Below are 22235 nucleotides of genomic sequence, written 5' to 3' on the forward strand. Positions count from 1 at the left end.
GCCGTGTGCGGCGTTCTGGGGCGGGATCGTGATGTTTCCGGGGTTTTTGGCGGCGACACGCCCGGGATGCGTGGAGGTTTGGACGTGTGGCGGATTGTCCGTGTAAGGTTCTTTCTTGTCACCCCAAAGGTTCGGCGGAGCGAAGCTCACCGGAACTCAAGTGTGACCGGCTTCCAAGTCCTCGAGTTGCCATTACGGCCTCGGACCAAGCAAGTTGCAACACTGGAAAACATAATGTAGGTTAGTGCCTCGTTCCCACGGGAACGGATTGCTTCTTCGGAAGTGATTGTCACTGGTTTTACGGATTGTAATCTGGTGCTAAGGTTTCACAGCTGCCTCGGACGATGGCCTTCATAAGGTCGGGTTTCTGGTGCGTTTGGTCCTTGAGAACTCAACAGCGTGCACATTGTCAAATGCCAAATTATACCCTGGCATTGCTTGTGGCTTCACCGTTCGGTGGGGTTGTGAGTGGTGTTTAGGTTTCTTTGAGATTGATGGACAACAACAATCGTCAGATTGTTTTGTTCTTTGGTCAGCATCAAATTCAGCAGTTCCGGCCTATTCCGGTTGGACTGTTTTTTCTTTTACGGAGAGTTTGATCCTGGCTCAGGACGAACGCTGGCGGCGTGCTTAACACATGCAAGTCGAACGATGAACTGGAGCTTGCTCCAGGGATTAGTGGCGAACGGGTGAGTAACACGTGAGTAACCTGCCCTTGACTCTGGGATAAGCGCTGGAAACGGCGTCTAATACCGGATACGAGCTTCAGCCGCATGGCTAGGAGTTGGAAAGAATTTCGGTCAAGGATGGACTCGCGGCCTATCAGCTAGTTGGTGAGGTAATGGCTCACCAAGGCGACGACGGGTAGCCGGCCTGAGAGGGTGACCGGCCACACTGGGACTGAGACACGGCCCAGACTCCTACGGGAGGCAGCAGTGGGGAATATTGCACAATGGGCGCAAGCCTGATGCAGCAACGCCGCGTGAGGGATGACGGCCTTCGGGTTGTAAACCTCTTTTAGTAGGGAAGAAGCGAAAGTGACGGTACCTGCAGAAAAAGCACCGGCTAACTACGTGCCAGCAGCCGCGGTAATACGTAGGGTGCAAGCGTTGTCCGGAATTATTGGGCGTAAAGAGCTCGTAGGCGGTTTGTCGCGTCTGCTGTGAAATCTGGGGGCTCAACCCCCAGCCTGCAGTGGGTACGGGCAGACTAGAGTGCGGTAGGGGAGATTGGAATTCCTGGTGTAGCGGTGGAATGCGCAGATATCAGGAGGAACACCGATGGCGAAGGCAGATCTCTGGGCCGTAACTGACGCTGAGGAGCGAAAGCATGGGGAGCGAACAGGATTAGATACCCTGGTAGTCCATGCCGTAAACGTTGGGAACTAGATGTGGGGGCCATTCCACGGTCTCCGTGTCGCAGCTAACGCATTAAGTTCCCCGCCTGGGGAGTACGGCCGCAAGGCTAAAACTCAAAGGAATTGACGGGGGCCCGCACAAGCGGCGGAGCATGCGGATTAATTCGATGCAACGCGAAGAACCTTACCAAGGCTTGACATATACCGGAAACGTCCAGAGATGGTCGCCCCGCAAGGTCGGTATACAGGTGGTGCATGGTTGTCGTCAGCTCGTGTCGTGAGATGTTGGGTTAAGTCCCGCAACGAGCGCAACCCTCGTTCTATGTTGCCAGCACGTAATGGTGGGAACTCATAGGAGACTGCCGGGGTCAACTCGGAGGAAGGTGGGGATGACGTCAAATCATCATGCCCCTTATGTCTTGGGCTTCACGCATGCTACAATGGCCGGTACAAAGGGCTGCGATACCGTAAGGTGGAGCGAATCCCAAAAAGCCGGTCTCAGTTCGGATTGAGGTCTGCAACTCGACCTCATGAAGTCGGAGTCGCTAGTAATCGCAGATCAGCAACGCTGCGGTGAATACGTTCCCGGGCCTTGTACACACCGCCCGTCAAGTCATGAAAGTCGGTAACACCCGAAGCCAGTGGCCTAACCCCTTGTGGGATGGAGCTGTCGAAGGTGGGATTGGTGATTAGGACTAAGTCGTAACAAGGTAGCCGTACCGGAAGGTGCGGCTGGATCACCTCCTTTCTAAGGAGCATGTACCAGCCCTGCTGTTTACACAGGGATTTTCTGGTCAAGTCAGTTTCGGAGCGAATGTCTCCGGCTGGCGCTCAAGGGTGGAACATTGACAATGGCTCTTCGCTAGGGGCATCAGCATCAGTACGACATCTTCGGGTGTTTGGAACGTGAGGGTGTCTGAGGTGGGGAGTGTGCACGCTGTTGGGTCCTGAGGGACCAAACTTCCCTGCGCTTCGGTGTGGGGGGTTGAACTCCTCTGGGCCATATGAGTCCTGCATTATTCGCAGGGTGAGTATGGGACCCGCCCGTATTTTGAGAACTACACAGTGGACGCGAGCATCTTAGTCGCAGACAGTATCTGGCCTTCGGGTCGGGTGGTTGTTTGTGATACTAAGTGCAATTTCTTAGACCAACCCGCTCCTTCGGGGGTGTGGTTGGCGAATGAGATAACACTGAGCTGCTGGCTTCGGCTGGCAGCAACTTTGTGGTCAAGTTTCTAAGAGCAAACGGTGGATGCCTTGGCATCTGGAGCCGAAGAAGGACGTAGAAATCTGCGATAAGCCTCGGGGAGCTGATAATCGAGCCCTGATCCGAGGATTTCCGAATGGGGAAACCCCGCCAGGCATTTTGACCTGGTGACTCCCGCCTGAATATATAGGGCGGGTAGAGGGAACGTGGGGAAGTGAAACATCTCAGTACCCACAGGAAGAGAAAACAACAGTGATTCCGTCAGTAGTGGCGAGCGAAATCGGAAGAGGCTAAACCGGTCATGTGTGATAGACGGCGGTCGTTGCATGGTCGGGGTTGTGGGACCCGTTGTCCTGTTCTGCCGGACAGGAGCAGTTACAGCGCAGTATAGGCGAACAGCTTTGAATGGCTGGTCATAGAGGGTGCGAACCCCGTAGCCGAAATGCTGGCGCTGGCTGAATGGGGATCCCAAGTAGCACGGGGCCCGAGAAATCCCGTGTGAATCTGTCAGGACCACCTGATAAGCCTAAATACTCCCAGATGACCGATAGCGGACAAGTACCGTGAGGGAAAGGTGAAAAGTACCCCGGGAGGGGAGTGAAATAGTACCTGAAACCGTTTGCTTACAAACCGTTGGAGCCTCCTTGTAGGGGTGACAGCGTGCCTTTTGAAGAATGAGCCTGCGAGTTAGCGATATGTGGCGAGGTTAACCCGTGTGGGGTAGCCGTAGCGAAAGCGAGTCTTAATAGGGCGATACAGTCGCATGTCCTAGACCCGAAGCGAAGTGATCTATCCATGGCCAGGTTGAAGCGACGGTAAGACGTCGTGGAGGACCGAACCCACTTCAGTTGAAAATGGAGGGGATGAGCTGTGGATAGGGGTGAAAGGCCAATCAAACTTCGTGATAGCTGGTTCTCTCCGAAATGCATTTAGGTGCAGCGTTGCGTGTTTCTTGCCGGAGGTAGAGCTACTGGATGGCCGATGGGGCCCAAAAGCTTACTGACGTCAGCCAAACTCCGAATGCCGGTAAGTGAGAGCGCAGCAGTGAGACGGTGGGGGATAAGCTTCATCGTCGAGAGGGAAACAACCCAGACTACCAACTAAGGTCCCTAAGCGTGTGCTAAGTGGGAAAGGATGTGGAGTTGCATAGACAACCAGGAGGTTGGCTTAGAAGCAGCCACCCTTGAAAGAGTGCGTAATAGCTCACTGGTCAAGTGATTCCGCGCCGACAATGTAACGGGGCTCAAGCACACCACCGAAGTTGTAGATTTCGTATTATAGACAAGCCTTCGTGGTTCAGTCGTACGGAGTGGTAGGAGAGCGTCGTGTGGCCAGTGAAGCGGCGGTGTAAACCAGCCGTGGAGGCCACACGAGTGAGAATGCAGGCATGAGTAGCGAAAGACGGGTGAGAAACCCGTCCTCCGAAAGACCAAGGGTTCCAGGGCCAGGTTAATCCGCCCTGGGTAAGTCGGGACCTAAGGCGAGGCCGACAGGCGTAGTCGATGGACAACGGGTTGATATTCCCGTACCGGCGAAGAACCGCCCAAGCTAATCCAGTGGTGCTAAGAGTCCTAACCCGGCTGAGTGGATCCCTTCGGGGTGATGCCGGCCGGTCTAACGCTCGACCCCATGCTGGTGCGGTTAACGTATTAACAGGTGTGACGCAGGAAGGTAGCTGAGCCAGGCGATGGTATCCGTAAGGTGAACCTGGTGTAAGGATGTAGGGCTGACGATAGGCAAATCCGTCGTCAATGCGCCTGAGATCCGATGCGTACCCCGTATGGGGGAAATCAGTGATCCTATGCTGCCGAGAAAAGCATCGACGTGAGGTTCAAGCCGCCCGTACCCCAAACCGACTCAGGTGGTCAGGTAGAGAATACCAAGGAGATCGAGAGAATCGTGGTTAAGGAACTCGGCAAAATGCCCCCGTAACTTCGGGAGAAGGGGGGCCGGAACCGTGATGGGATTTACTCCCGGAGCGGGAAAGGCCGCAGAGACCAGTGGGAAGCGACTGTTTACTAAAAACACAGGTCCGTGCTAAGTCGCAAGACGATGTATACGGACTGACGCCTGCCCGGTGCTGGAAGGTTAAGAGGAAGGGTTAGCGCAAGCGAAGCTCAGAATTTAAGCCCCAGTAAACGGCGGTGGTAACTATAACCATCCTAAGGTAGCGAAATTCCTTGTCGGGTAAGTTCCGACCTGCACGAATGGCGTAACGACTTCCCAGCTGTCTCAACCGCGAACTCGGCGAAATTGCACTACGAGTAAAGATGCTCGTTACGCGCAGCAGGACGGAAAGACCCCGTGACCTTTACTACAGCTTGGTATTGGTGTTCGGAGTGGCTTGTGTAGGATAGGTGGGAGACTGTGAAGCTTGGACGCTAGTTCAGGTGGAGTCATTGTTGAAATACCACTCTGGTCACTTTGGATATCTAACTACGAACCGTGATCCGGTTCTGGGACAGTGCCTGGTGGGTAGTTTAACTGGGGCGGTTGCCTCCCAAAAAGTAACGGAGGCGCCCAAAGGTTCCCTCAACCTGGTTGGCAATCAGGTGTCGAGTGTAAGTGCACAAGGGAGCTTGACTGTGAGACTGACAAGTCGAGCAGGGACGAAAGTCGGGACTAGTGATCCGGCAGTGGCTTGTGGAAGCGCTGTCGCTCAACGGATAAAAGGTACCTCGGGGATAACAGGCTGATCTTGCCCAAGAGTCCATATCGACGGCATGGTTTGGCACCTCGATGTCGGCTCGTCGCATCCTGGGGCTGGAGTAGGTCCCAAGGGTTGGGCTGTTCGCCCATTAAAGCGGTACGCGAGCTGGGTTTAGAACGTCGTGAGACAGTTCGGTCCCTATCCGCTGCGCGCGCAGGAAATTTGAGAAGATCTATCCCTAGTACGAGAGGACCGGGATGGACGAACCTCTGGTGTGTCAGTTGTTCTGCCAAGAGCACCGCTGATTAGCTACGTTCGGAACGGATAACCGCTGAAAGCATCTAAGCGGGAAGCCGGCTTCGAGATGAGATTTCCATACCCTTCGGGGTGAGAGGCTCCCAGCTAGACTACTGGGTTGATAGGCCGGATGTGGAAGTGGGGACTAACGACCCATGGAGCTGACCGGTACTAATAAGCCGATAACTTGACAACACTCCCTCCCTGTAGAGGTGGGGGAAAGCTGCTTGCGTCCACTATGTGGTTCCCGAAATACGGTCGGGAACAATTGAACAGACAGTCGTCTGCCGTCATCCTTCGGGGTGGGGGTGGGTGCATGGTCTGAAACAGACTTCACCGCTGGCCTCAGGGCCCGTGTGTGGTAACTGTTTCGGCGGCCATAGCGAGAGGGAAACGCCCGGTTACATTCCGAACCCGGAAGCTAAGACTCTCAGCGCCGATGGTACTGCAAGGGGGACCTTGTGGGAGAGTAGGACACCGCCGGACTCCTTTTGAAAGATCAGAGAGCCCCTTCTTCGGAAGGGGCTTTCTGCGTTTAACGCCTCGTCTGCAGGCGAGGCTCCGGGTTGGTAGAGTCGACCCTCACAACACAACAGCTGGCAGAGATTTTTAGGGAGTACCTCCGTGAGTGACCGAGACGACGACGACCGCAACGACCGTCCCCGACGCTCCGACGACTCCGGATCGGCTGCCGGCCGGCGACCGTCCAGTGGGCCAGGTGGGCCTCGACGCGACCAGCCACGTGACTCCCGCCCGCCGCGCGGTGACCGTCCGTCTTCCGGTGACCGACCGCAGCGGTCGGAGCGCCCGTCGTCGGGAGGCCGGCCCCAGCGAAACGATCGACCGTCGTACGGGGATCGGCCTCAGCGCAGCGATCGTCCGTCGTCGGGGGACCGGCCGCAGCGCAGCGATCGTCCGTCGTACGGCGACCGCGCGGGTCGGGCCGAGCGGCCCTCGTACGGTGACCGTCCTCAGCGATCGGATCGCGCCTCCTCGGGGCGCAACGGTGGAGGAGACGATCGACGCGGCGGCGGTGCCCCGCGCGGTGGTGGGGCTCCTCGCTCCGGGCGTGACTCGTTCCGCCCCCGCGAGACCCCCGAGGATCGCGACCCGTTCGGTATCAAGTCGGTGCGCCCGCCCCAGGACGTGGCGCACGTGCCCGACGACGTGGAACCCCGCGACCTCGACAAGGTCGCCCGCGGTGAGCTGAAGACCCTCAGCAAGGACAACGCGGACTGGGTCGCTCGTCACCTCGTCATGGCTGGACGCCTCATCGAGGAGGACCCCGAGGAGGCGCACAAGCACGCTCTCTCGGCCGGTCGTCGTGCCGGTCGGATCGGCGTCGTCCGCGAGACGATCGCCATCACCGCTTACACGGTGGGTGACTACGCGATGGCGCTCCGTGAGCTGCGAACCTACCGGCGCATCTCGGGTCGCGAGGACCACCTCCCCCTGATGGTCGACAGCGAGCGCGGTCTGGAGCGTCCGGAGCGCGCGCTCGAGCTCGGTCGCTCCGTCGACCCGGCGACCCTGGACGTGCCGGTGCGCGTGCAGCTCGCCATCGCCATGTCGGGTGCTCGCCTCGATCTCGGTCAGGCGGAAGCCGCGCTCCGTGAACTCGAGATCCCTCAGCTCGACCGCTCCAAGGCCTTCTCGTACAGCCCCGATCTGTTCGACGCGTACGCGACGGTGCTCGACGACCTCGGTCGGGAGACCGAGGCCGACGAGTGGCGGGCACTGTCCGAGCGGGCCTCCGACGCCATCGATCGACACCTGCAGGGTGACGACGGCGAGACGATCGAGATCGTCGAAGAGGACATCGAGTGGGAGGACGACTCCGGTGAGGAGGCTGCCGGCGAGCAGGCTTCTGCGGAGGAGGCATCCGTTGAGGAGGCTCCCGTGGAGGAGGCTCCCGTGGAGGAGGCTCCCGTGGAGGAGCCCACTCCCGCCGACGAGACCTCGACCGACGACGAGGGCGACCGTGGCTGACGGCCCCGCACCGCTCGACGGTGTCGACACCGTCCTGGCCGATCTCGACGGCGTCGTCTACCGGGGCAGTCAGGCCATCGAGCACGCGGTCGAGTCCCTGACCACCATGGCGGAGACGCTCCGAGTCGGCTACATCACGAACAACGCGTCGCGCACGGCCGCTACCGTCGCGAACCAGCTGAGCGGCTACGGTCTGGAGGTGACCGCGGACGACGTGGTGACGTCCCCGCAGGCGGCCGTGCGCCTCCTCGGCGACACTGTGCCCGCAGGCTCGACGGTGCTGGTGGTGGGCGGCGAGGGGCTGACCTCCGTGCTCGAGGAGAACGGCTACGTCGTCACTCGCTCGGCGGATGACGAGCCGGCCGCCGTCCTGCAGGGCTTCAGCCCCGAGGTGGGCTGGGCGCAGCTGGCCGAGGCGTCGTTCGCGCTGCACCGCGGCATCCCGTGGATCGCCACGAACACGGACTGGACCATCCCGCAGGAGCGCGGCATCGCACCCGGCAACGGCACGCTCGTGTCGGCCGTCCACACGGCTGTCGGGCGCCTGCCCGAGGTCGCGGGCAAACCCGAGACGCCGATCTTCACGGCTGCCGTCGATCGCTTCGGCGCGACGAAGGCGCTGTTCATCGGCGACCGGCTCGACACCGACATCATCGGCGCCAACCGCGCCGGGCTGCTCTCCGCGCTCGTGCTGACCGGCATCGACGGTGCGAAGGAGCTGCTGTCCGCCGACGCCGCGTCACGACCCGACTTCATCGTCGGCGACCTGCGCGAGCTGCAGCAGCCGTACCCCGAGGTCGTCGAGCACGACGAGGACGACGTCCACGTCGTCAGCGTCCGGGACGCGAGCGTGGCGGTGCGCGGGCACGTCGTCCGGGTGCTCTCGCCCGGCACCGACCCCACCGATCTCGTCCGAGCCGGCACCGCAGCGGTCTGGGGCACGAAGCGCGCCATCTACGCCCTCGACGTCGACCCCGCCCTGCACGCGGCTGACTAAGGTGGACGCCACCATGAGCGAGGACCACGAGACGACGGTGCCGACCACGGACCAGACGGAGGCGGTCGAGGGTCTGGAGGCGCGCCTCCAGCAGATCGAACTGCAGCCGCTGGGCGACCGTGCGGCGGCGTTCGGCAAGGTCCACGACGAGCTGCGAGACGTGCTCGAAGGCGCCGCCGCGGACGGGCCGGAGGGCTCGTGAGCGACGCGACGACCCCCGCCGCGGAGGGGGAGCGCCTGGACTCCGCGCTCGCCCGGCGCGGACTCGCCCGATCGCGCACGCACGCGGCCCGGCTGCTCGCCGACGGTCTCGTGTCGATCAACGGCTCGGGTGTGCTGAAAGCCTCGACCCGCGTGTCCGCGTCCGATCGCGTCGAGGTCGCCGGGCTCGACCACTACGTCAGCCGAGCCGCCCACAAGCTGATCGCCGCGCTCGACTCGTTCGGCGTCGACCCGGCCGGTCGCACGGCCCTCGATGTCGGAGCATCGACCGGTGGTTTCACCCAGGTTCTGCTCGAACGCGGGGCTCGGCACGTGATCGCGCTCGACGTCGGGCACGGCCAGCTGTCTCCCGGCGTGCGCTCCGACCCGCGCGTGACGACCGTCGAGGGCGTCAACGCGCGGTACCTGACCCGACCGCAGCTGCGCTCGATGTCGGCCGAATCCTCGTCGATCGACCTCGTCGTCGCCGACGTCTCGTTCATCTCGCTGACGATGGTGCTGCCCGCGCTCGTCGAGAGCGCGGGTGTGGACAGCGAGTTCGTGCTGCTGATCAAGCCGCAGTTCGAAGTGGGGCGTCAAGGCATCCGCGAGGGCGTCGTGCACGACCCCGGGTTGCGGAACGAGGCCGTCACGACGGTGATGTGGGCCGCGCACGACCTGGGGCTCGGCACCGCCGGGCTCATCCCCTCACCGGTCGTCGGAGGCGCGGGGAACCAGGAGTACTGCGTCCGCTTCTCGGCCTCCGCCGGGACGAATCCGACAGAATGGCTCAGCACGGCCGACAGCTTGACGGGAGCGTGAGAGACATCACTTCGACTAGGCACATCCTCGTCGTCTCGCACACGGGGCGACGCGACTCGATCGACGCCGCCCTCGTGGTCTGCGGGCTCCTCGCTGCGGCCGACGTGGTCCCGGTGCTGCCCCACGACGAGTTCGACGACATCAAGGCGGCCGAACCAGGTCTCGGGCGCGTGGGCATCCTCGGCGACGATGTGAGCTGCGACGATCTCGAGTGCGTGATCGTGCTGGGCGGCGACGGCACCATCCTGCGTGCCGCCGAGCTCACCCGGGGCACCTCGGCGCCCATCGTCGGCGTCAACCTCGGCCATGTCGGGTTCCTCGCCGAGAGCGAGCGCGACGAGATGACCGACACGGTGCGCCGCGTGCTCGCCCACGACTACGACGTCGAAGAGCGCTTCGCCCTCGACGTGACCGTCACCAACGGCAGCGAGGTCGTCTACCAGACCTGGGCGATGAACGAGGCGACCGTCGAGAAGGCGTCGCGTGAGCGGATGCTCGAGGTCGTCATCGAGGTCGACGGTCGTCCTCTGTCGTCGTTCGGCTGCGACGGGGTCGTCATGTCGACCCCGACCGGCTCGACCGCGTACTCGTTCTCGGCCGGCGGCCCTGTCGTCTGGCCCGAGGTCCAGGCGCTGCTGCTGGTGCCGCTCAGCGCTCACGCGCTCTTCGCCCGCCCCCTCGTGGTGGGCCCCGACTCCGTGCTCGCCGTCGAGGTGCTGAACCGCACCGAGGCGAAGGGCATCCTCTGGTGCGACGGCCGGCGAGAGCACGACCTGCCGCCGGGCGCCCGCGTCGAGTGCACGCGGTCGACGCAGCCGGTCCGTCTGGCGCGTCTGCGACAGGGACCGTTCACCGACCGGCTCGTCGCGAAGTTCCATCTGCCGGTCACCGGCTGGCGCGGTCCGGATCAGGCGGCCGCCTCGTGATCGAGGAGATCTCGATCCGCGACCTCGGCGTGATCGGTCGCGCCACCCTTCCGCTCGGCCCCGGCTTCACCGCCGTCACGGGCGAGACGGGCGCAGGCAAGACCATGGTCGTCACCGCTCTGGGGCTGCTGCTCGGCCAGCGCGCCGAGAGCGGCATCGTCCGGTCGGGCAGCGGTCAGGCCGTCGTCGACGGGCGCTGGCTGGTCGCCCCCGACGGGCCGGTCGTCGATCGGGTGATCGAAGCCGGCGGCGACGTCGACGACGGCGAGCTGCTGCTCAGCCGCGTCGTCTCGGCCGAGGGGCGCAGCCGCGCCATCGTCGGCGGTCGTGCCGCACCGATCGGCGTGCTCGGAGACCTCGCCGACCACCTCGTCGTCGTGCACGGGCAGTCCGAGCAGATCCGCCTCAAGTCGGCAGCCGCCCAGCGCGCCGCCGTCGACGCCCACGGGGGAGCGCCGCTCGCCGAGGCCGCGGCGTCGTACCGGGTCGCGTACGACGCCTGGCTGGCCGCACGTGCCGAGCTGGACGAGATCACCCGAGACCGCGACGCCCGCCGGGCCGAGGCGGACGACCTGCGGGCGGCCATCGCCGAGATCGAGGGCGTCGCCCCCGTCGCCGGCGAGCTCGACGAGCTCGACGCCACCGCAGAACGCCTGAGCAACGCCGAAGACCTACGTCTCGCCGCGGGGCTCGCCCACGAGATCCTGTCGACCGAAGCCGTCGACGGCACCCGCGACGTCCTCGGGCTCGTGGAGGAGGCCCGTCGGCAGATCGATCGCGTCGCACCCCACGACCCCGCCCTCGGGCCGATCGCCGATCTGCTCGCCGAGATGAGCGTGCAGGTCTCCGAGACGTCGTCTCGGCTGTCGAGCTACCTCGGTGGTCTCGACGGAGACGCGGCCGGCGATCTCGAGGCCGTGCAGACCAGACGCGCCGACCTGTCGGCGCTCGTCCGCCGTCACGGCCCGACCCTCGACGACGCCATCCGTCTGCTCGACGACGGCAGCCGCCGTCTGCTCGAGCTCGACGGCGACGACGACCGCCTGGCCCAGCTCGACGACGAGGTGCGCGAGTTCCGGGCCGAAGCGGAGACCAGGGCGACGCGACTGACCGAGCTGCGCCGCGCCTCCGGAGCGGACCTGTCCGAGCGCGTCAGCGCCGAGCTCGGAGCCCTCGCCATGACGGGCGCCGAGATCGTCGTCGAGGTGACGCCCCGCGACGAGCTCGGAGCCTCCGGCGCCGACGTCGTGTCGCTGCTGCTGCGGCCGCACCCCGGCAGCGAGCCCCGCCCTCTCGGCAAGGGTGCGTCGGGCGGCGAGCTGTCGCGCGTCATGCTCGCCCTCGAGGTCGTCATGGCCGGGTCGAGCGACGTCCCCACGTTCGTGTTCGACGAGGTCGATGCGGGCGTCGGCGGCTCGGCCGCGATCGAGATCGGGAGGCGGCTCGCCGCCCTGGCCGATCGAGCGCAGGTCATCGTCGTGACGCACCTCGCCCAGGTCGCCGCGTTCGCCACGAACCACCTGCGGGTCGTGAAGGACGCCTCCGGCGAGGTCACCGCGAGCAGCGTGCAGCAGCTCGAGGGCGACGACCGGGTCGCCGAGATGGCGCGGCTGCTCTCGGGGCTGCCCGACAGCACGAGCGGGCTCGACCACGCCCGCGAGCTGCTCGACCTGGCGCGAGACCGAGCCGACACACGTTCGTAACACCCCGTGGCTGGTCTGCGCCCCGCTCGTGACATAGGATGGAATCCCGTGGTGAACGTACAGAACTCGGGCCCTGATTCCTCTTCGATCGACGGGGGCGGCCCTTCTGACGCCGCCTCGTCGGGCCGCGCCGGCCTCACGAGCGACTCGGTGACACCCTCCGTCACGAAGCACATCTTCGTCACCGGCGGCGTGGTCTCGTCGCTCGGTAAAGGCCTCACCGCCGCCAGCCTCGGCAACCTGCTGACCGCCCGCGGACTCCGCGTCGTGATGCAGAAGCTCGACCCGTACCTCAACGTCGACCCGGGCACGATGAACCCCTTCCAGCACGGCGAGGTCTTCGTCACCGACGACGGCGCCGAGACCGACCTCGACATCGGGCACTACGAGCGGTTCCTCGACATCAACCTCGATCAGGCCGCCAACGTCACGACCGGTCAGATCTACTCGACCGTCATCGCGAAGGAGCGCCGCGGCGAGTACCTGGGCGACACCGTGCAGGTGATCCCGCACATCACCGACGAGATCAAGCGCCGCATGCGTCAGCAGGCCGAAGGCGACCTCAAGCCCGACGTGATCATCACCGAGGTCGGCGGCACGGTCGGCGACATCGAGAGCCAGCCGTTCATCGAGTCGGCCCGTCAAGTGCGTCACGAGCTCGGTCGCAAGAACGTCTTCTTCGTGCACGTCTCGCTGGTGCCGTACATGGGCGCGTCGGGTGAGCAGAAGACCAAGCCGACGCAGCACTCGGTGGCGGCGCTCCGCTCGATCGGCATCCAGCCCGACGCCCTCGTGCTCCGCAGCGACCGGCCCGTCAGCGAGAGCAACAAGCGGAAGATCGCCCTGATGTGCGACGTCGACGAAGACGCCGTCGTCAATGCGAAGGACGTCGCCAGCATCTACGACATCCCCACCATGCTGAACGAGCAGGGCCTCGACTCGTACATCATCCGTCACCTCGGTCTCGACGAGAAGGCCGGCGAGGTCGACTGGTCGGGCTGGCAGACCGTGCTCGACGCCGTGCACCAGCCCAAGCACGAGGTGACCATCGGTCTGGTCGGCAAGTACATCGACCTGCCCGACGCCTACCTCTCGGTCACCGAGGCGCTGCGGGCCGGGGCGTTCGCGCACCAGGCCAAGGCGAAGCTCGTGTGGATCCCCTCCGACGACTGCGAGACCCCCGAGGGCGCGGCCGCCGCGTTGTCGCAGGTCGACGGGATCTGCGTGCCCGGCGGCTTCGGCATCCGCGGCATCGAGGGCAAGCTCGGCGCCCTGCGGTTCGCCCGCGAGAACAAGATCCCCGCGCTCGGCCTGTGCCTCGGGCTGCAGTGCATGGTCATCGAGTACGCGCGCAACGAGGCCGACCTGGCCGGCGCCTCCTCGTCCGAGTTCGACCCCGAGACCGAGTTCCCCGTCATCGCGACGATGGCCGAGCAGGTCGACATCATCGCCGGCGGAGACCTCGGCGGCACCATGCGCCTCGGTCTGTACCCGGCCGCGCTGACGCCCGGATCGCTGGCCGCCGAGCTGTACGGCTCCGAGCTGGTCGACGAGCGTCACCGCCACCGCTACGAGGTCAACAACCAGTACCGCCAGCAGATCGCCGACGCCGGCCTGCGCTTCTCGGGCACGTCGCCCGACGGCACCCTCGTCGAGTACGTCGAGCTCGACCGCAATGAGCACCCGTTCTACATCGGCACGCAGGCGCACCCCGAGCTGCGGTCGCGCCCGAACCACGCGCACCCGCTGTTCAGCGGTCTCGTCGAGGCGTCGCTCGAGCGTCAGAACTCGAGCCGACTGTTCGCCGACGACGCGGACGACGCCGGGCAGGCCGGTCAGATCGACGCCGAGACGGTCGGCGCATGAGCGAGCTGCTCGCCGACGAGGCCTTCGAGCCCGAGGTCACGTCGTCCGACGTCGTCTTCGAGGGCGCCGTGTGGAACATCCGCCGCGACGCGTTCGACTACGACGGCTCGACGATCGTGCGAGAGTACGTCGCCCACACCGGCGCCGTCGCGATCCTCGCCGTCGACGACGAGGCGCGCGTGCTCGTGATCCGGCAGTACCGGCACCCGATCCGGTCGCGCGAGTGGGAGCTCCCCGCCGGTCTGCTCGACGTCGACGGCGAGCCCGAGCTGGCCGCCGCCCAGCGCGAGCTCGCAGAGGAAGCCGACCTCGTGGCGACCGACTGGCGCGAGCTCGTGACCTTCCGCACGACCCCCGGCGGCAGCGACGAGACGGTGACGGTCTTCCAGGCGACGGGCGTCTCGGCCACCGAGACGGCGTTCGCCCGCGAGGCGGAGGAGGCCGACATCGAGGTGCGCTGGGTCGCCCTCGACGACATCGTCTCGGGTGTGCTCGCCGGCCGGCTGCAGAACTCCATCCTCGCCATCGCCGCGCTCGCGGCCCACGCCTCGCGCTGACCGCGCATCGACGGGCCGGCCTCGCATGACCACCATCGAGGAGGCGGTCGACCGGTACCTGAGGCACGTCACCGTCGAGCGGGGTCTCTCCGCCAACACGGTGGCGGCCTATCGACGCGACCTCGCACTGTGGCAGGGGCATCTCGAGGAGGCGCACCGCGCCTCCCCGGGGGACGTCACGGTCGCCGACGTGGCCGCGTTCCCGGTCGCGCTCTCGACCCGCGCCGAGAGACCGCTCGGTGCGGCGAGCGTCGCCCGCGTGCTGTCGTCCGTCAGGGGGCTGCACCGGTTCCTGCTCGAGGAGGGCCTGGTCGAGACCGACGTCGCCGCGACGACGCGTCCGCCCAAGCTGCCCGGTCGCCTGCCGAAGGCGATCTCGGTCGCGCAGATCGAGGCTCTGCTGGCCGCGACCGACGGCGACGACCCCGTGCGGGTGCGCGACAAGGCCCTGCTCGAGGTGCTCTACGCGACCGGGGCACGGGTGAGCGAGGCGGTCTCGCTCAACGTCGACGATGTCATCGAGGGCGACGTCGTGCGGTTGTTCGGCAAGGGCGGCAAGCAGCGCATCGTGCCGCTCGGCAGCTTCGCCCGCCGTGCCCTCGACGACTACCTCGTGCGTGCACGCCCCGGGTTCTCGGCGCGGGGCGAGGCGACGCCGGCGCTCTTCCTCGGCGCTCGCGGCGCTCGGCTGTCGCGTCAGAACGCCTGGCTGGTGATCCAGGCGGCCGCCGAGCGGGCCGAGCTCGACGTCGACGTCTCGCCGCACACGTTCCGCCACTCGTTCGCGACGCACCTGCTCGAGGGCGGCGCGGACGTGCGGGTGGTGCAGGAGCTGCTGGGTCACTCGTCGGTCGCGACCACGCAGATCTACACGCTCGTGACGGCCGACGCGCTGCGCGACATGTACTCGCAGGCGCACCCCCGGGCGCGTCGGCGGACTCCGCGCCCTGCTGCGGCACCTGGTGTCTGACCAGGTAAAACCCTCAGGCAAGGCATGAACCTTCTTCGCCCTCGGGTCGGGCGCGGCAGACCGCCGGTGTCGGGGGTCGCCGTTACCATCGTCGTGTGAGCACCAAGCCGACATCGAGCACACCCGCCCTCTTCGAGGCCGCTCCGTCGACCCCGGCGTCGACCGGGCCGGTCAACGGCCCCACCGGTCGCCCTCGCACCGAGTTCGCCGTCCCCGAGCGTCTCGACGGTCACGGCCCGGCGCGCATCATCACCCTCTGCAACCAGAAGGGCGGTGTCGGCAAGACCACGACGACCATCAACCTCGGCGCCTCGTTCGCCGAATACGGCCGTCGCGTGCTCGCCATCGACTTCGACCCCCAGGGCGCCCTCACCGCAGGGCTCGGCGTGCAGGCGCACGACCAGGCCACGGTCTACGACCTGATGATCGGCACCGAGCGCGACGCGCACGCGGTCATCGTCCCCACCCGGGTCGAGAACCTCGACGTCATGCCGGCGAACATCGACCTCTCGGCCGCCGAGGTGCACCTGGTCAACGAGGTCGCCCGTGAGCAGATCCTCGCCCGCATCATCCGTCAGGTCAGTGACGAGTACGACGTCATCCTGATCGACTGCCAGCCCTCGCTCGGTCTGCTGACCGTCAACGCCCTGACCGCCGCGCACGGCGTGCTCATCCCGCTCGAATGCGAGTTCTTCGCCCTGCGCGGTGTGGCCCTGCTGGTCGAGACGATCGAGAAGGTCCGCGACCGTCTCAACCCCGCCATCACGCTCGACGGCATCCTGCCCACCATGTTCGACTCGCGCACGCTGCACAGCCGCGAGGTGCTCGAGCGCGTGGTCGAGGCGTTCGGCGACGAGGTGCTCGAGACCGTCATCGGCCGCACCGTGAAGTTCCCCGACGCATCCGTGGCCGGCACCCCCATCACCCAGTTCGCCCCCGAGCACCCGGCGGCCCAGGCCTACCGGCAGTTGGCCCGAGAGCTGATCGCGCGTGGTGCCGCGGCCTGACGCCAGCGTCGTCACCGACGCCCTCTCCGCCCCCGATGCCGTCGGCACCGGGTTCGCGGTCACGTTGTCGAACTTCAGCGGCCCGTTCGATCTGCTGCTGACGCTGATCGGCAGACGTGAGATGGATGTCACCGAGGTCGCGCTGAGCGCCGTCACCGACGAGTTCATCTCGTACCTCAAGACGGTCGACACGGGCGAGAACCTCGATCAGGCGAGCGAGTTCATCGTCGTCGCCGCGACCCTGCTCGATCTCAAGGTCGCCGGCCTGCTGCCGCAGGGCGAGCTCGTCGACGCCGAAGACGTCGCGCTGCTCGAGGCGCGCGACCTGCTCTTCGCCCGGCTGCTGCAGTACCGGGCGTTCAAGCAGGCAGCCGAGTGGTTCGGGGAGCACAGCACGGCCGAAGCGGCTCGGCATGCTCGATCGGTGCGGCTCGAGCAGAAGTACCGGGTGACGACCCCCGAGCTCGTCTGGACTCTCAGCCCCGACGACTTCGCCGCTCTCGCGACCCTCGCGCTCGCCCCGCGCGAGCTGCCGACGGTCGGGCTCGACCACCTGCACGCCCCGCTCGTCAGCATCCGCGAGCAGGCGGCCGTCGTCGTCTCGATGCTGCGAGACCGCGGCGCACTGACCTTCCGCGAGCTCGTATCGGGCGTCGACGAGCGCGGCGTCGTCGTCGCGAGGTTCCTCGCGCTGCTCGAGCTCTACCGGCACGCCGTCATCTCGTTCAAGCAGATCGAACCGCTCGGCGAGCTCAGCGTCCGATGGACGGCGCTCGACTGGAACGATGAGGCGCTCGACAGCCTGGGGGCCGACTATGACGACTGAGGCGACCGGCACTCGCGAGGCGACCCGCGCCTCCTCGGCGACCCGCGGCTCCTCGGGGCCGGGCGCCGCGTCGGGGCAGGCGATCGCGCGCTCGCTCGAGGCGATCCTCATGGTGGCCGACGAGCCGCAGTCGCTCGTGTCGCTGGCGACCGCGGTCGGTGCTCCGACGGCGGCGGTGCGTCAGGCCGTCGAGACGCTGGTGGCGGACTTCGACGGCGCCGACGGCGGCACGCGGCGCGGATTCGAGCTGCGCGAGGTGGGCGGCGGCTGGCGATTCTACGTCCGCCCCGAGTTCGACCCGGTCGTCCGCGATTTCGTGCTGACGCAGAACCCGTCCAGACTGTCGCAGGCGGCTCTCGAGACGCTGGCGGTCATCGCCTACAAGCAACCCATCACCCGCAGCAGCATCGCGCAGATCCGCGCGGTGAACGTCGACTCGGTCGTCCGCACGCTGCTCGGGCGCGGTCTCATCACCGAGTCGGCCACCGACTCCGAGACCGGAGCCATCACCTACGAAACGACGGAACTCCTGTTGACCCATCTCGGCCTCAATTCACTCGATGAGCTGCCGCTCATCTCCCCGCTGCTCTCCGATGGTCAAGAAGGGTTCGACGATGTCGCCTGAGAACGAGTCCGAGCTGCCCTCGGGCGAGCGCCTGCAGAAGGTCATGGCCGCGGCGGGCGTCGCCTCGCGTCGTGTCTCCGAAGACCTCATCGCCGCCGGCCGGGTCACGGTCAACGGCAAGGTCGTCACCGAGGCCGGTCGACGCATCGACCCCGACAAAGACAAGGTCGTCGTCGACGGCAGCGCCGTGCAGCTCGACACCACGCGCCGCTACGTGATGCTGAACAAGCCCGTCGGCGTGGTCAGCACTCTGAGCGACGAGAACGAGCGACCCGACCTCCGTCAGTTCACCAACGAGTTCGAAGAGCGCCTCTTCAACGTCGGCCGCCTCGACGTCGAGACCTCGGGTCTGCTGCTGCTGACCAACGACGGCGAGCTGGCCCACGTGCTGGCGCACCCCTCGTTCGGCGTCACCAAGACCTACATCGCGAAGGTGCGCGGCGTCATCACGCCCAACGTCATCGCCCAGCTGCTGTCGGGCGTCGAGCTCGACGATGGCCCCATCTCCGCCGACAAGGCCGCGCTCGTCGGCGGCGGCGCGGGGCTGTCCCGCTCGAACGACTCGTCGCTGATCGAGATCACGCTGCACTCGGGTCGCAACCGCGTCGTCCGCCGCATGCTCGAGGCCGTGGGTCACCCCGTCATCGACCTCGTGCGCCGCTCGTTCGGGCCGCTGCACCTCGGCACGCTGAAGGTCGGCCACATGCGAACGCTGAACAAGGCCGAGCTCGGCGCGATCCTCACGATCGCGCGCGACGCGACGCCTTCGCCCAGGGTCGACGCCGCGCCGGTGACCGAGAGCGCCGATGCGCCGGTCGTCGAGGCCGACGTGGTCGAGGTCGCCCTCGACGACGACGAGGTCGAGAAGGAGTTCTACGACGAGGACGACGAGGAGTTCGACCCCGCGACCGACGCCCGCGACGCCAAGCGCCGCCGAGGCCCGTCGGGCTTCAAGGGCGGCACCGGTGCGGCCACGTCACGACGCTCGGAGGTGCGCCGCCAGCAGGCCGGCCGCCGCGAGACGCGTGACGACCGCGGTGCGGCCGGGGCTCGACCTGCTCGTGACGACCGCGGCTACGGGTCGCGTGACGACCGTGGCGCCCGTCCGGCTCGTGACGACCGTGGATATGGGTCTCGTGACGACCGTGGCGCACGCCCGGCTCGTGACGACCGCGGCTACGGCTCGCGTGACGACCGCGGTGGTTACAGCAGCAGCCGAGGAGGCGCGGCGCAGGGTGGATCCGCCCGTGACGACCGCGGTGCGCGACCTGAGCGTGGCGGCTACGGCCGTGACGAGCGTGGCGGTCGCCCTGAGCGTGGCGGCTACAACCGTGACGAGCGTGGCGGCCGACCCGAGCGTGGCGGCTACGACCGCGACGACCGTGGTGCCCGCCCCGAGCGCGGTGGCTACAACCGCGACGACCGTGGTGCGCGCCCTGAGCGCGGCGGACGGCCCGACGGCGGCGGACGTCCGGATCGTGGTGGCTTCGTGTCGCGCGATGACCGTGGCGGCCGACCCGAGCGCGGCGGCTTCGTCTCCCGTGACGACCGTGGCGGCCCCGGCGCTCGCGGCGGCGACCGTCCGCTGAGCCCCGGCGAAGAGCGTGCGGCGGGCTACCCGAACCGCGACCAGAACCGCGACCCCCGTACCGGGCGTCCCTCCGGCGTCCGCGCCGGCGGCCCCGGTCGTGGCGGCCGTGAGGACCGCAGCGGCGATCGCGGCGGCTACCAGGGCCGCGACGACCGCGGTGCCGAGCGCGGCGGGTACCAGGGTCGTGACGACCGTGGTGCCGAGCGCGGTGGCTACCAGGGTCGCAACGACCGTGGCGGCGAGCAGCGCGGCGGAGACCGTGGCGGTTACCAGGGTCGGAACGACCGTGGTGGCTACCAGGGACGCGACGGCGGTTCGGCCGAGCGTGGCGGCTACCAGGGTCGCAACGACCGTGGTGGCGAGCAGCGCGGTGGAGACCGTGGCGGCTACCAGGGTCGCAACGACCGTGGCGCCGACCGCGGCGGCTACCAGGGACGCGACGACCGTGGCGGCTCGCGCGGCGGGCCCGCTCGTGACGACCGCGGCGGCGACGACCGTCGCGGCGGGTCGCGCGGCGGCGACCGTCCGTACAAGCCCCGTGGCGACGACGGAGGGCGTGGTCCTCGCGGGGGTGGCCGGTCGTGACCGAGCCGACCCGCGCCTCCTCGGCTGACGCGGTCGGCATCGACGAACAGACCGACGAGCAGGCAGACGCCCACGACCTCGCCGACGGCAGCCGACGGTTGGCCGGTCAGGTGCGGATCGTGGGCTCCGGCCTGCTCGGCACGAGCATCGGGCTGCGGCTCAGGCAGCACGGCGTCGACGTCATCCTCGACGACGTCTCGCCGGCCGCCCGCAGCCTCGCCATCGACTACGGCGCGGGTCGCGCACCCGCGAACGACGACCGGCCGACGCTGGTCGTCGTCGCCGTGCCGCCCGACGTCACCGCGACCATCGTCGCGACCGAGCTCGAGAGGTTCCCGGAGGCGCTGGTCACCGACGTCGCCTCGGTCAAGGTCGCACCGCTGGTCGAGCTGCGCGAGCTCGGCGCTGACGTCTCTCGCTACATCGGCTCGCACCCCATGGCCGGCCGTGAACGGGGCGGAGCCGTCTCGGCCCGCGCCGACCTCTTCATCGGCCGCCCGTGGGTCATCGCCGGGCACGACGACATCACGTACCGACGCGCCGCCGCCGTCGAGGACCTCGCCCTCGATCTCGGGGCCACCCCGATCGAGATGACCCCCGACGAGCACGACGCCGGTGTCGCGCTCGTCAGCCACGTGCCCCAGGTCGTCGCCAGCCTCATGGCGAGCCGACTCGCCGACGCCCCCGACTCGTCTCTCGACCTCGCCGGCCAGGGCGTGCGCGACGTCACCCGCATCGCCGCCAGCGATCCGGCGCTCTGGGTGCAGATCCTCGGGGCGAACGCCTCGCGCGTCGTCGAGGTGCTGCGCGCCCTGCGCGTCGACCTCGACGGGGTCATCGGCGCGCTCGCCGCACCCGAGGCGCCCGGCGCCCGCCGGGCCGTGGCCGAGGCGATCGGCGCCGGCAACGGGGGAGTCTCGCGTCTGCCCGGCAAGCACGGCTCGACGACCCAGTTCAGTTCGGTGATCGTGCTCGTCGACGACACCCCGGGGCAGCTCGCCCGGCTGCTCACCGAGATCGGTGAGATCGGCGTCAACCTGGAAGACCTGCGCCTGGAGCACTCGCCCGGCGCCCCGGTAGGACTCGCGGAGGTGGCCATCGTGCCCGACCAAGAACAACGACTCGTCGCCGAACTCGAACGGCGCGGCTGGACCATCGCGGGGGCGTTCGCATGAGCGGCACCGAGCCCACCGTCGACCCCGGTGTCGACCCGGCCGTCGACCCGGCCGTCGACCCGGCCGTCGACCCGGCCGTCGACCCGGCCCTCGACGTCGAGCGCTCGCCCGGCGAGCACGGCGTGGGCGGGCCGGCCGGCGAGGCCCACACCGCCGAGCTGCGCGACGAGACCGCCGAGGCCGTGCACCGTCACCTCGTGGTGGCCGTCGACGGCCCGGCCGGAAGCGGCAAGTCGAGCGTGAGCCGCGCCTCCGCGTCGGCCCTCGGGTTCGACTATCAGGACACGGGCGCCGCCTACCGGGCCTTCGCCCTGCACGCCCTCGACAGCCGCGTCGACCTCGACGACGCCGAGGCGATCATCGGGGTGCTGCCCTCGTTCCGGTACGACATCACGATCGACCCGGCCCGCGCCTCCTCGGTGACGATCGACGGTCGCGACGTGACGGACGAGATCCGGACCCCGCGGGTCACCACCGCCGTGAGCCACGTCGCCAAGCTGCCGGAGGTGCGTCGGTACATGGTCGACCTGTTCCGCCGCATCATCGCGTCGACCGAGAAGCCGGGCATCGTGACCGAGGGACGCGACATCACGACCGTCGTCGCACCCGATGCCCAGGTGCGGATCCTGCTCACGGCGACCGAAGAGGCTAGAATGGCCAGGCGTTCCGCAGAGGTCACCGGGCAGAGTGCCGATGAGACAGCTCGGCAGCTGTCGAACCGTGACCGGCTTGACAGCAAGGTCGTCGACTTCATGACCGCCGCCCCCGGCGTGTCGACCGTCGACTCCACCCATCTCGACTTCGACCAGACGGTGAACGCCGTGGTCGGGCTCGTGCGAGCGAGCACCCCCTCTTAATAAGGAATCACCATGGCAGACGACGAC

14 protein-coding genes, 3 rRNA genes and 1 pseudogene are annotated in these 22235 nt (G+C 67.0%); all 18 read left to right on the forward strand.

What is annotated here, in order from left to right; all coding sequences use genetic code 11:
• The first annotated feature begins 583 nt into the window (after nucleotides 1-583).
• Nucleotides 584-2105: ribosomal RNA gene (locus ACZZY9_RS00005) — 16S ribosomal RNA — on the forward strand.
• Nucleotides 2106-2582: 477 nt separating this feature from the next.
• A 23S ribosomal RNA gene (locus ACZZY9_RS00010) occupies nucleotides 2583-5706 on the forward strand.
• 174 nt (nucleotides 5707-5880) lie between these two features.
• Nucleotides 5881-5997, forward strand: a 5S ribosomal RNA gene (gene rrf, locus ACZZY9_RS00015).
• Together the 16S, 23S and 5S rRNA genes form the textbook arrangement of a ribosomal RNA operon.
• Before the next feature lie 669 nt (nucleotides 5998-6666).
• Nucleotides 6667-7500, forward strand: a complete 834-nt coding sequence (locus ACZZY9_RS00020; RefSeq protein ID WP_463462504.1) for a hypothetical protein — start codon at nucleotides 6667-6669, stop codon at nucleotides 7498-7500.
• Complete coding sequence (locus tag ACZZY9_RS00025) at nucleotides 7493-8497, forward strand: HAD-IIA family hydrolase (RefSeq protein ID WP_463462505.1); 1005 nt, start codon at nucleotides 7493-7495, stop codon at nucleotides 8495-8497. Before ACZZY9_RS00020 ends, ACZZY9_RS00025 begins: the two co-directional genes overlap by 8 nt.
• Nucleotides 8498-8510: 13 nt before the next feature.
• On the forward strand, nucleotides 8511-8699 hold the full coding sequence (locus ACZZY9_RS00030; protein WP_463462506.1) for a hypothetical protein: 189 nt from the start codon (nucleotides 8511-8513) through the stop codon (nucleotides 8697-8699).
• Nucleotides 8696-9520: a TlyA family RNA methyltransferase gene (locus ACZZY9_RS00035; RefSeq protein WP_463462507.1), complete on the forward strand. Its 825-nt coding sequence runs from the start codon at nucleotides 8696-8698 to the stop codon at nucleotides 9518-9520. The genes ACZZY9_RS00030 and ACZZY9_RS00035 overlap by 4 nt, the downstream gene beginning before the upstream one ends.
• Nucleotides 9521-9525: 5 nt before the next feature.
• Nucleotides 9526-10446: an NAD kinase gene (locus ACZZY9_RS00040; RefSeq protein WP_463464611.1), complete on the forward strand. Its 921-nt coding sequence runs from the start codon at nucleotides 9526-9528 to the stop codon at nucleotides 10444-10446.
• Nucleotides 10443-12149: a DNA repair protein RecN gene (recN, locus tag ACZZY9_RS00045; protein ID WP_463462508.1), complete on the forward strand. Its 1707-nt coding sequence runs from the start codon at nucleotides 10443-10445 to the stop codon at nucleotides 12147-12149. Before ACZZY9_RS00040 ends, recN begins: the two co-directional genes overlap by 4 nt.
• A 150-nt stretch (nucleotides 12150-12299) precedes the next feature.
• Nucleotides 12300-14015, forward strand: a complete 1716-nt coding sequence (locus ACZZY9_RS00050; RefSeq protein ID WP_463462509.1) for a CTP synthase — start codon at nucleotides 12300-12302, stop codon at nucleotides 14013-14015.
• The gene (locus tag ACZZY9_RS00055; RefSeq protein ID WP_463462510.1) at nucleotides 14012-14572 is read left to right on the forward strand and encodes an NUDIX domain-containing protein; all 561 of its coding nucleotides are present in this window, start codon (nucleotides 14012-14014) and stop codon (nucleotides 14570-14572) included. Before ACZZY9_RS00050 ends, ACZZY9_RS00055 begins: the two co-directional genes overlap by 4 nt.
• A 25-nt stretch (nucleotides 14573-14597) precedes the next feature.
• Nucleotides 14598-15542: a site-specific tyrosine recombinase XerD gene (xerD, locus tag ACZZY9_RS00060; protein ID WP_192060564.1), complete on the forward strand. Its 945-nt coding sequence runs from the start codon at nucleotides 14598-14600 to the stop codon at nucleotides 15540-15542.
• 95 nt (nucleotides 15543-15637) lie between these two features.
• Nucleotides 15638-16549: a ParA family protein gene (locus tag ACZZY9_RS00065; RefSeq protein WP_192060563.1), complete on the forward strand. Its 912-nt coding sequence runs from the start codon at nucleotides 15638-15640 to the stop codon at nucleotides 16547-16549.
• The gene (locus ACZZY9_RS00070; RefSeq protein WP_463462511.1) at nucleotides 16533-17375 is read left to right on the forward strand and encodes a segregation and condensation protein A; all 843 of its coding nucleotides are present in this window, start codon (nucleotides 16533-16535) and stop codon (nucleotides 17373-17375) included. The genes ACZZY9_RS00065 and ACZZY9_RS00070 overlap by 17 nt, the downstream gene beginning before the upstream one ends.
• Entirely contained in the window at nucleotides 17365-18000 is a 636-nt protein-coding gene (scpB, locus tag ACZZY9_RS00075; RefSeq protein WP_463462512.1) for an SMC-Scp complex subunit ScpB, read from the forward strand. The genes ACZZY9_RS00070 and scpB overlap by 11 nt, the downstream gene beginning before the upstream one ends.
• Nucleotides 17969-18772: pseudogene (locus tag ACZZY9_RS00080) on the forward strand (pseudouridine synthase); the annotation flags it as partial. The gene scpB and the pseudogene ACZZY9_RS00080, both read left to right, overlap by 32 nt.
• A gap of 1442 nt (nucleotides 18773-20214) precedes the next feature.
• Entirely contained in the window at nucleotides 20215-21351 is a 1137-nt protein-coding gene (locus tag ACZZY9_RS00085) for a prephenate dehydrogenase (RefSeq protein ID WP_463464612.1), read from the forward strand.
• Nucleotides 21348-22208, forward strand: a complete 861-nt coding sequence (gene cmk, locus ACZZY9_RS00090) for a (d)CMP kinase (RefSeq protein ID WP_463462513.1) — start codon at nucleotides 21348-21350, stop codon at nucleotides 22206-22208. Before ACZZY9_RS00085 ends, cmk begins: the two co-directional genes overlap by 4 nt.
• Nucleotides 22209-22235: the final 27 nt, after the last annotated feature.

The sequence above is a fragment of the Frigoribacterium sp. AC394 genome (assembly GCF_979258095.1).

What these genes read in the sequence shown, in the direction of transcription:
- ACZZY9_RS00030 (WP_463462506.1), top strand. Translation starts at nt 8,511, where the DNA reads ATGAGCGAGGACCACGAGACGACGGTGCCGACCACGGACCAGACGGAG.
- ACZZY9_RS00055 (WP_463462510.1), top strand. Translation starts at nt 14,012, where the DNA reads ATGAGCGAGCTGCTCGCCGACGAGGCCTTCGAGCCCGAGGTCACGTCG.
- xerD (WP_192060564.1), top strand. Translation starts at nt 14,598, where the DNA reads ATGACCACCATCGAGGAGGCGGTCGACCGGTACCTGAGGCACGTCACC.
- scpB (WP_463462512.1), top strand. Translation starts at nt 17,365, where the DNA reads ATGACGACTGAGGCGACCGGCACTCGCGAGGCGACCCGCGCCTCCTCG.
- cmk (WP_463462513.1), top strand. Translation starts at nt 21,348, where the DNA reads ATGAGCGGCACCGAGCCCACCGTCGACCCCGGTGTCGACCCGGCCGTC.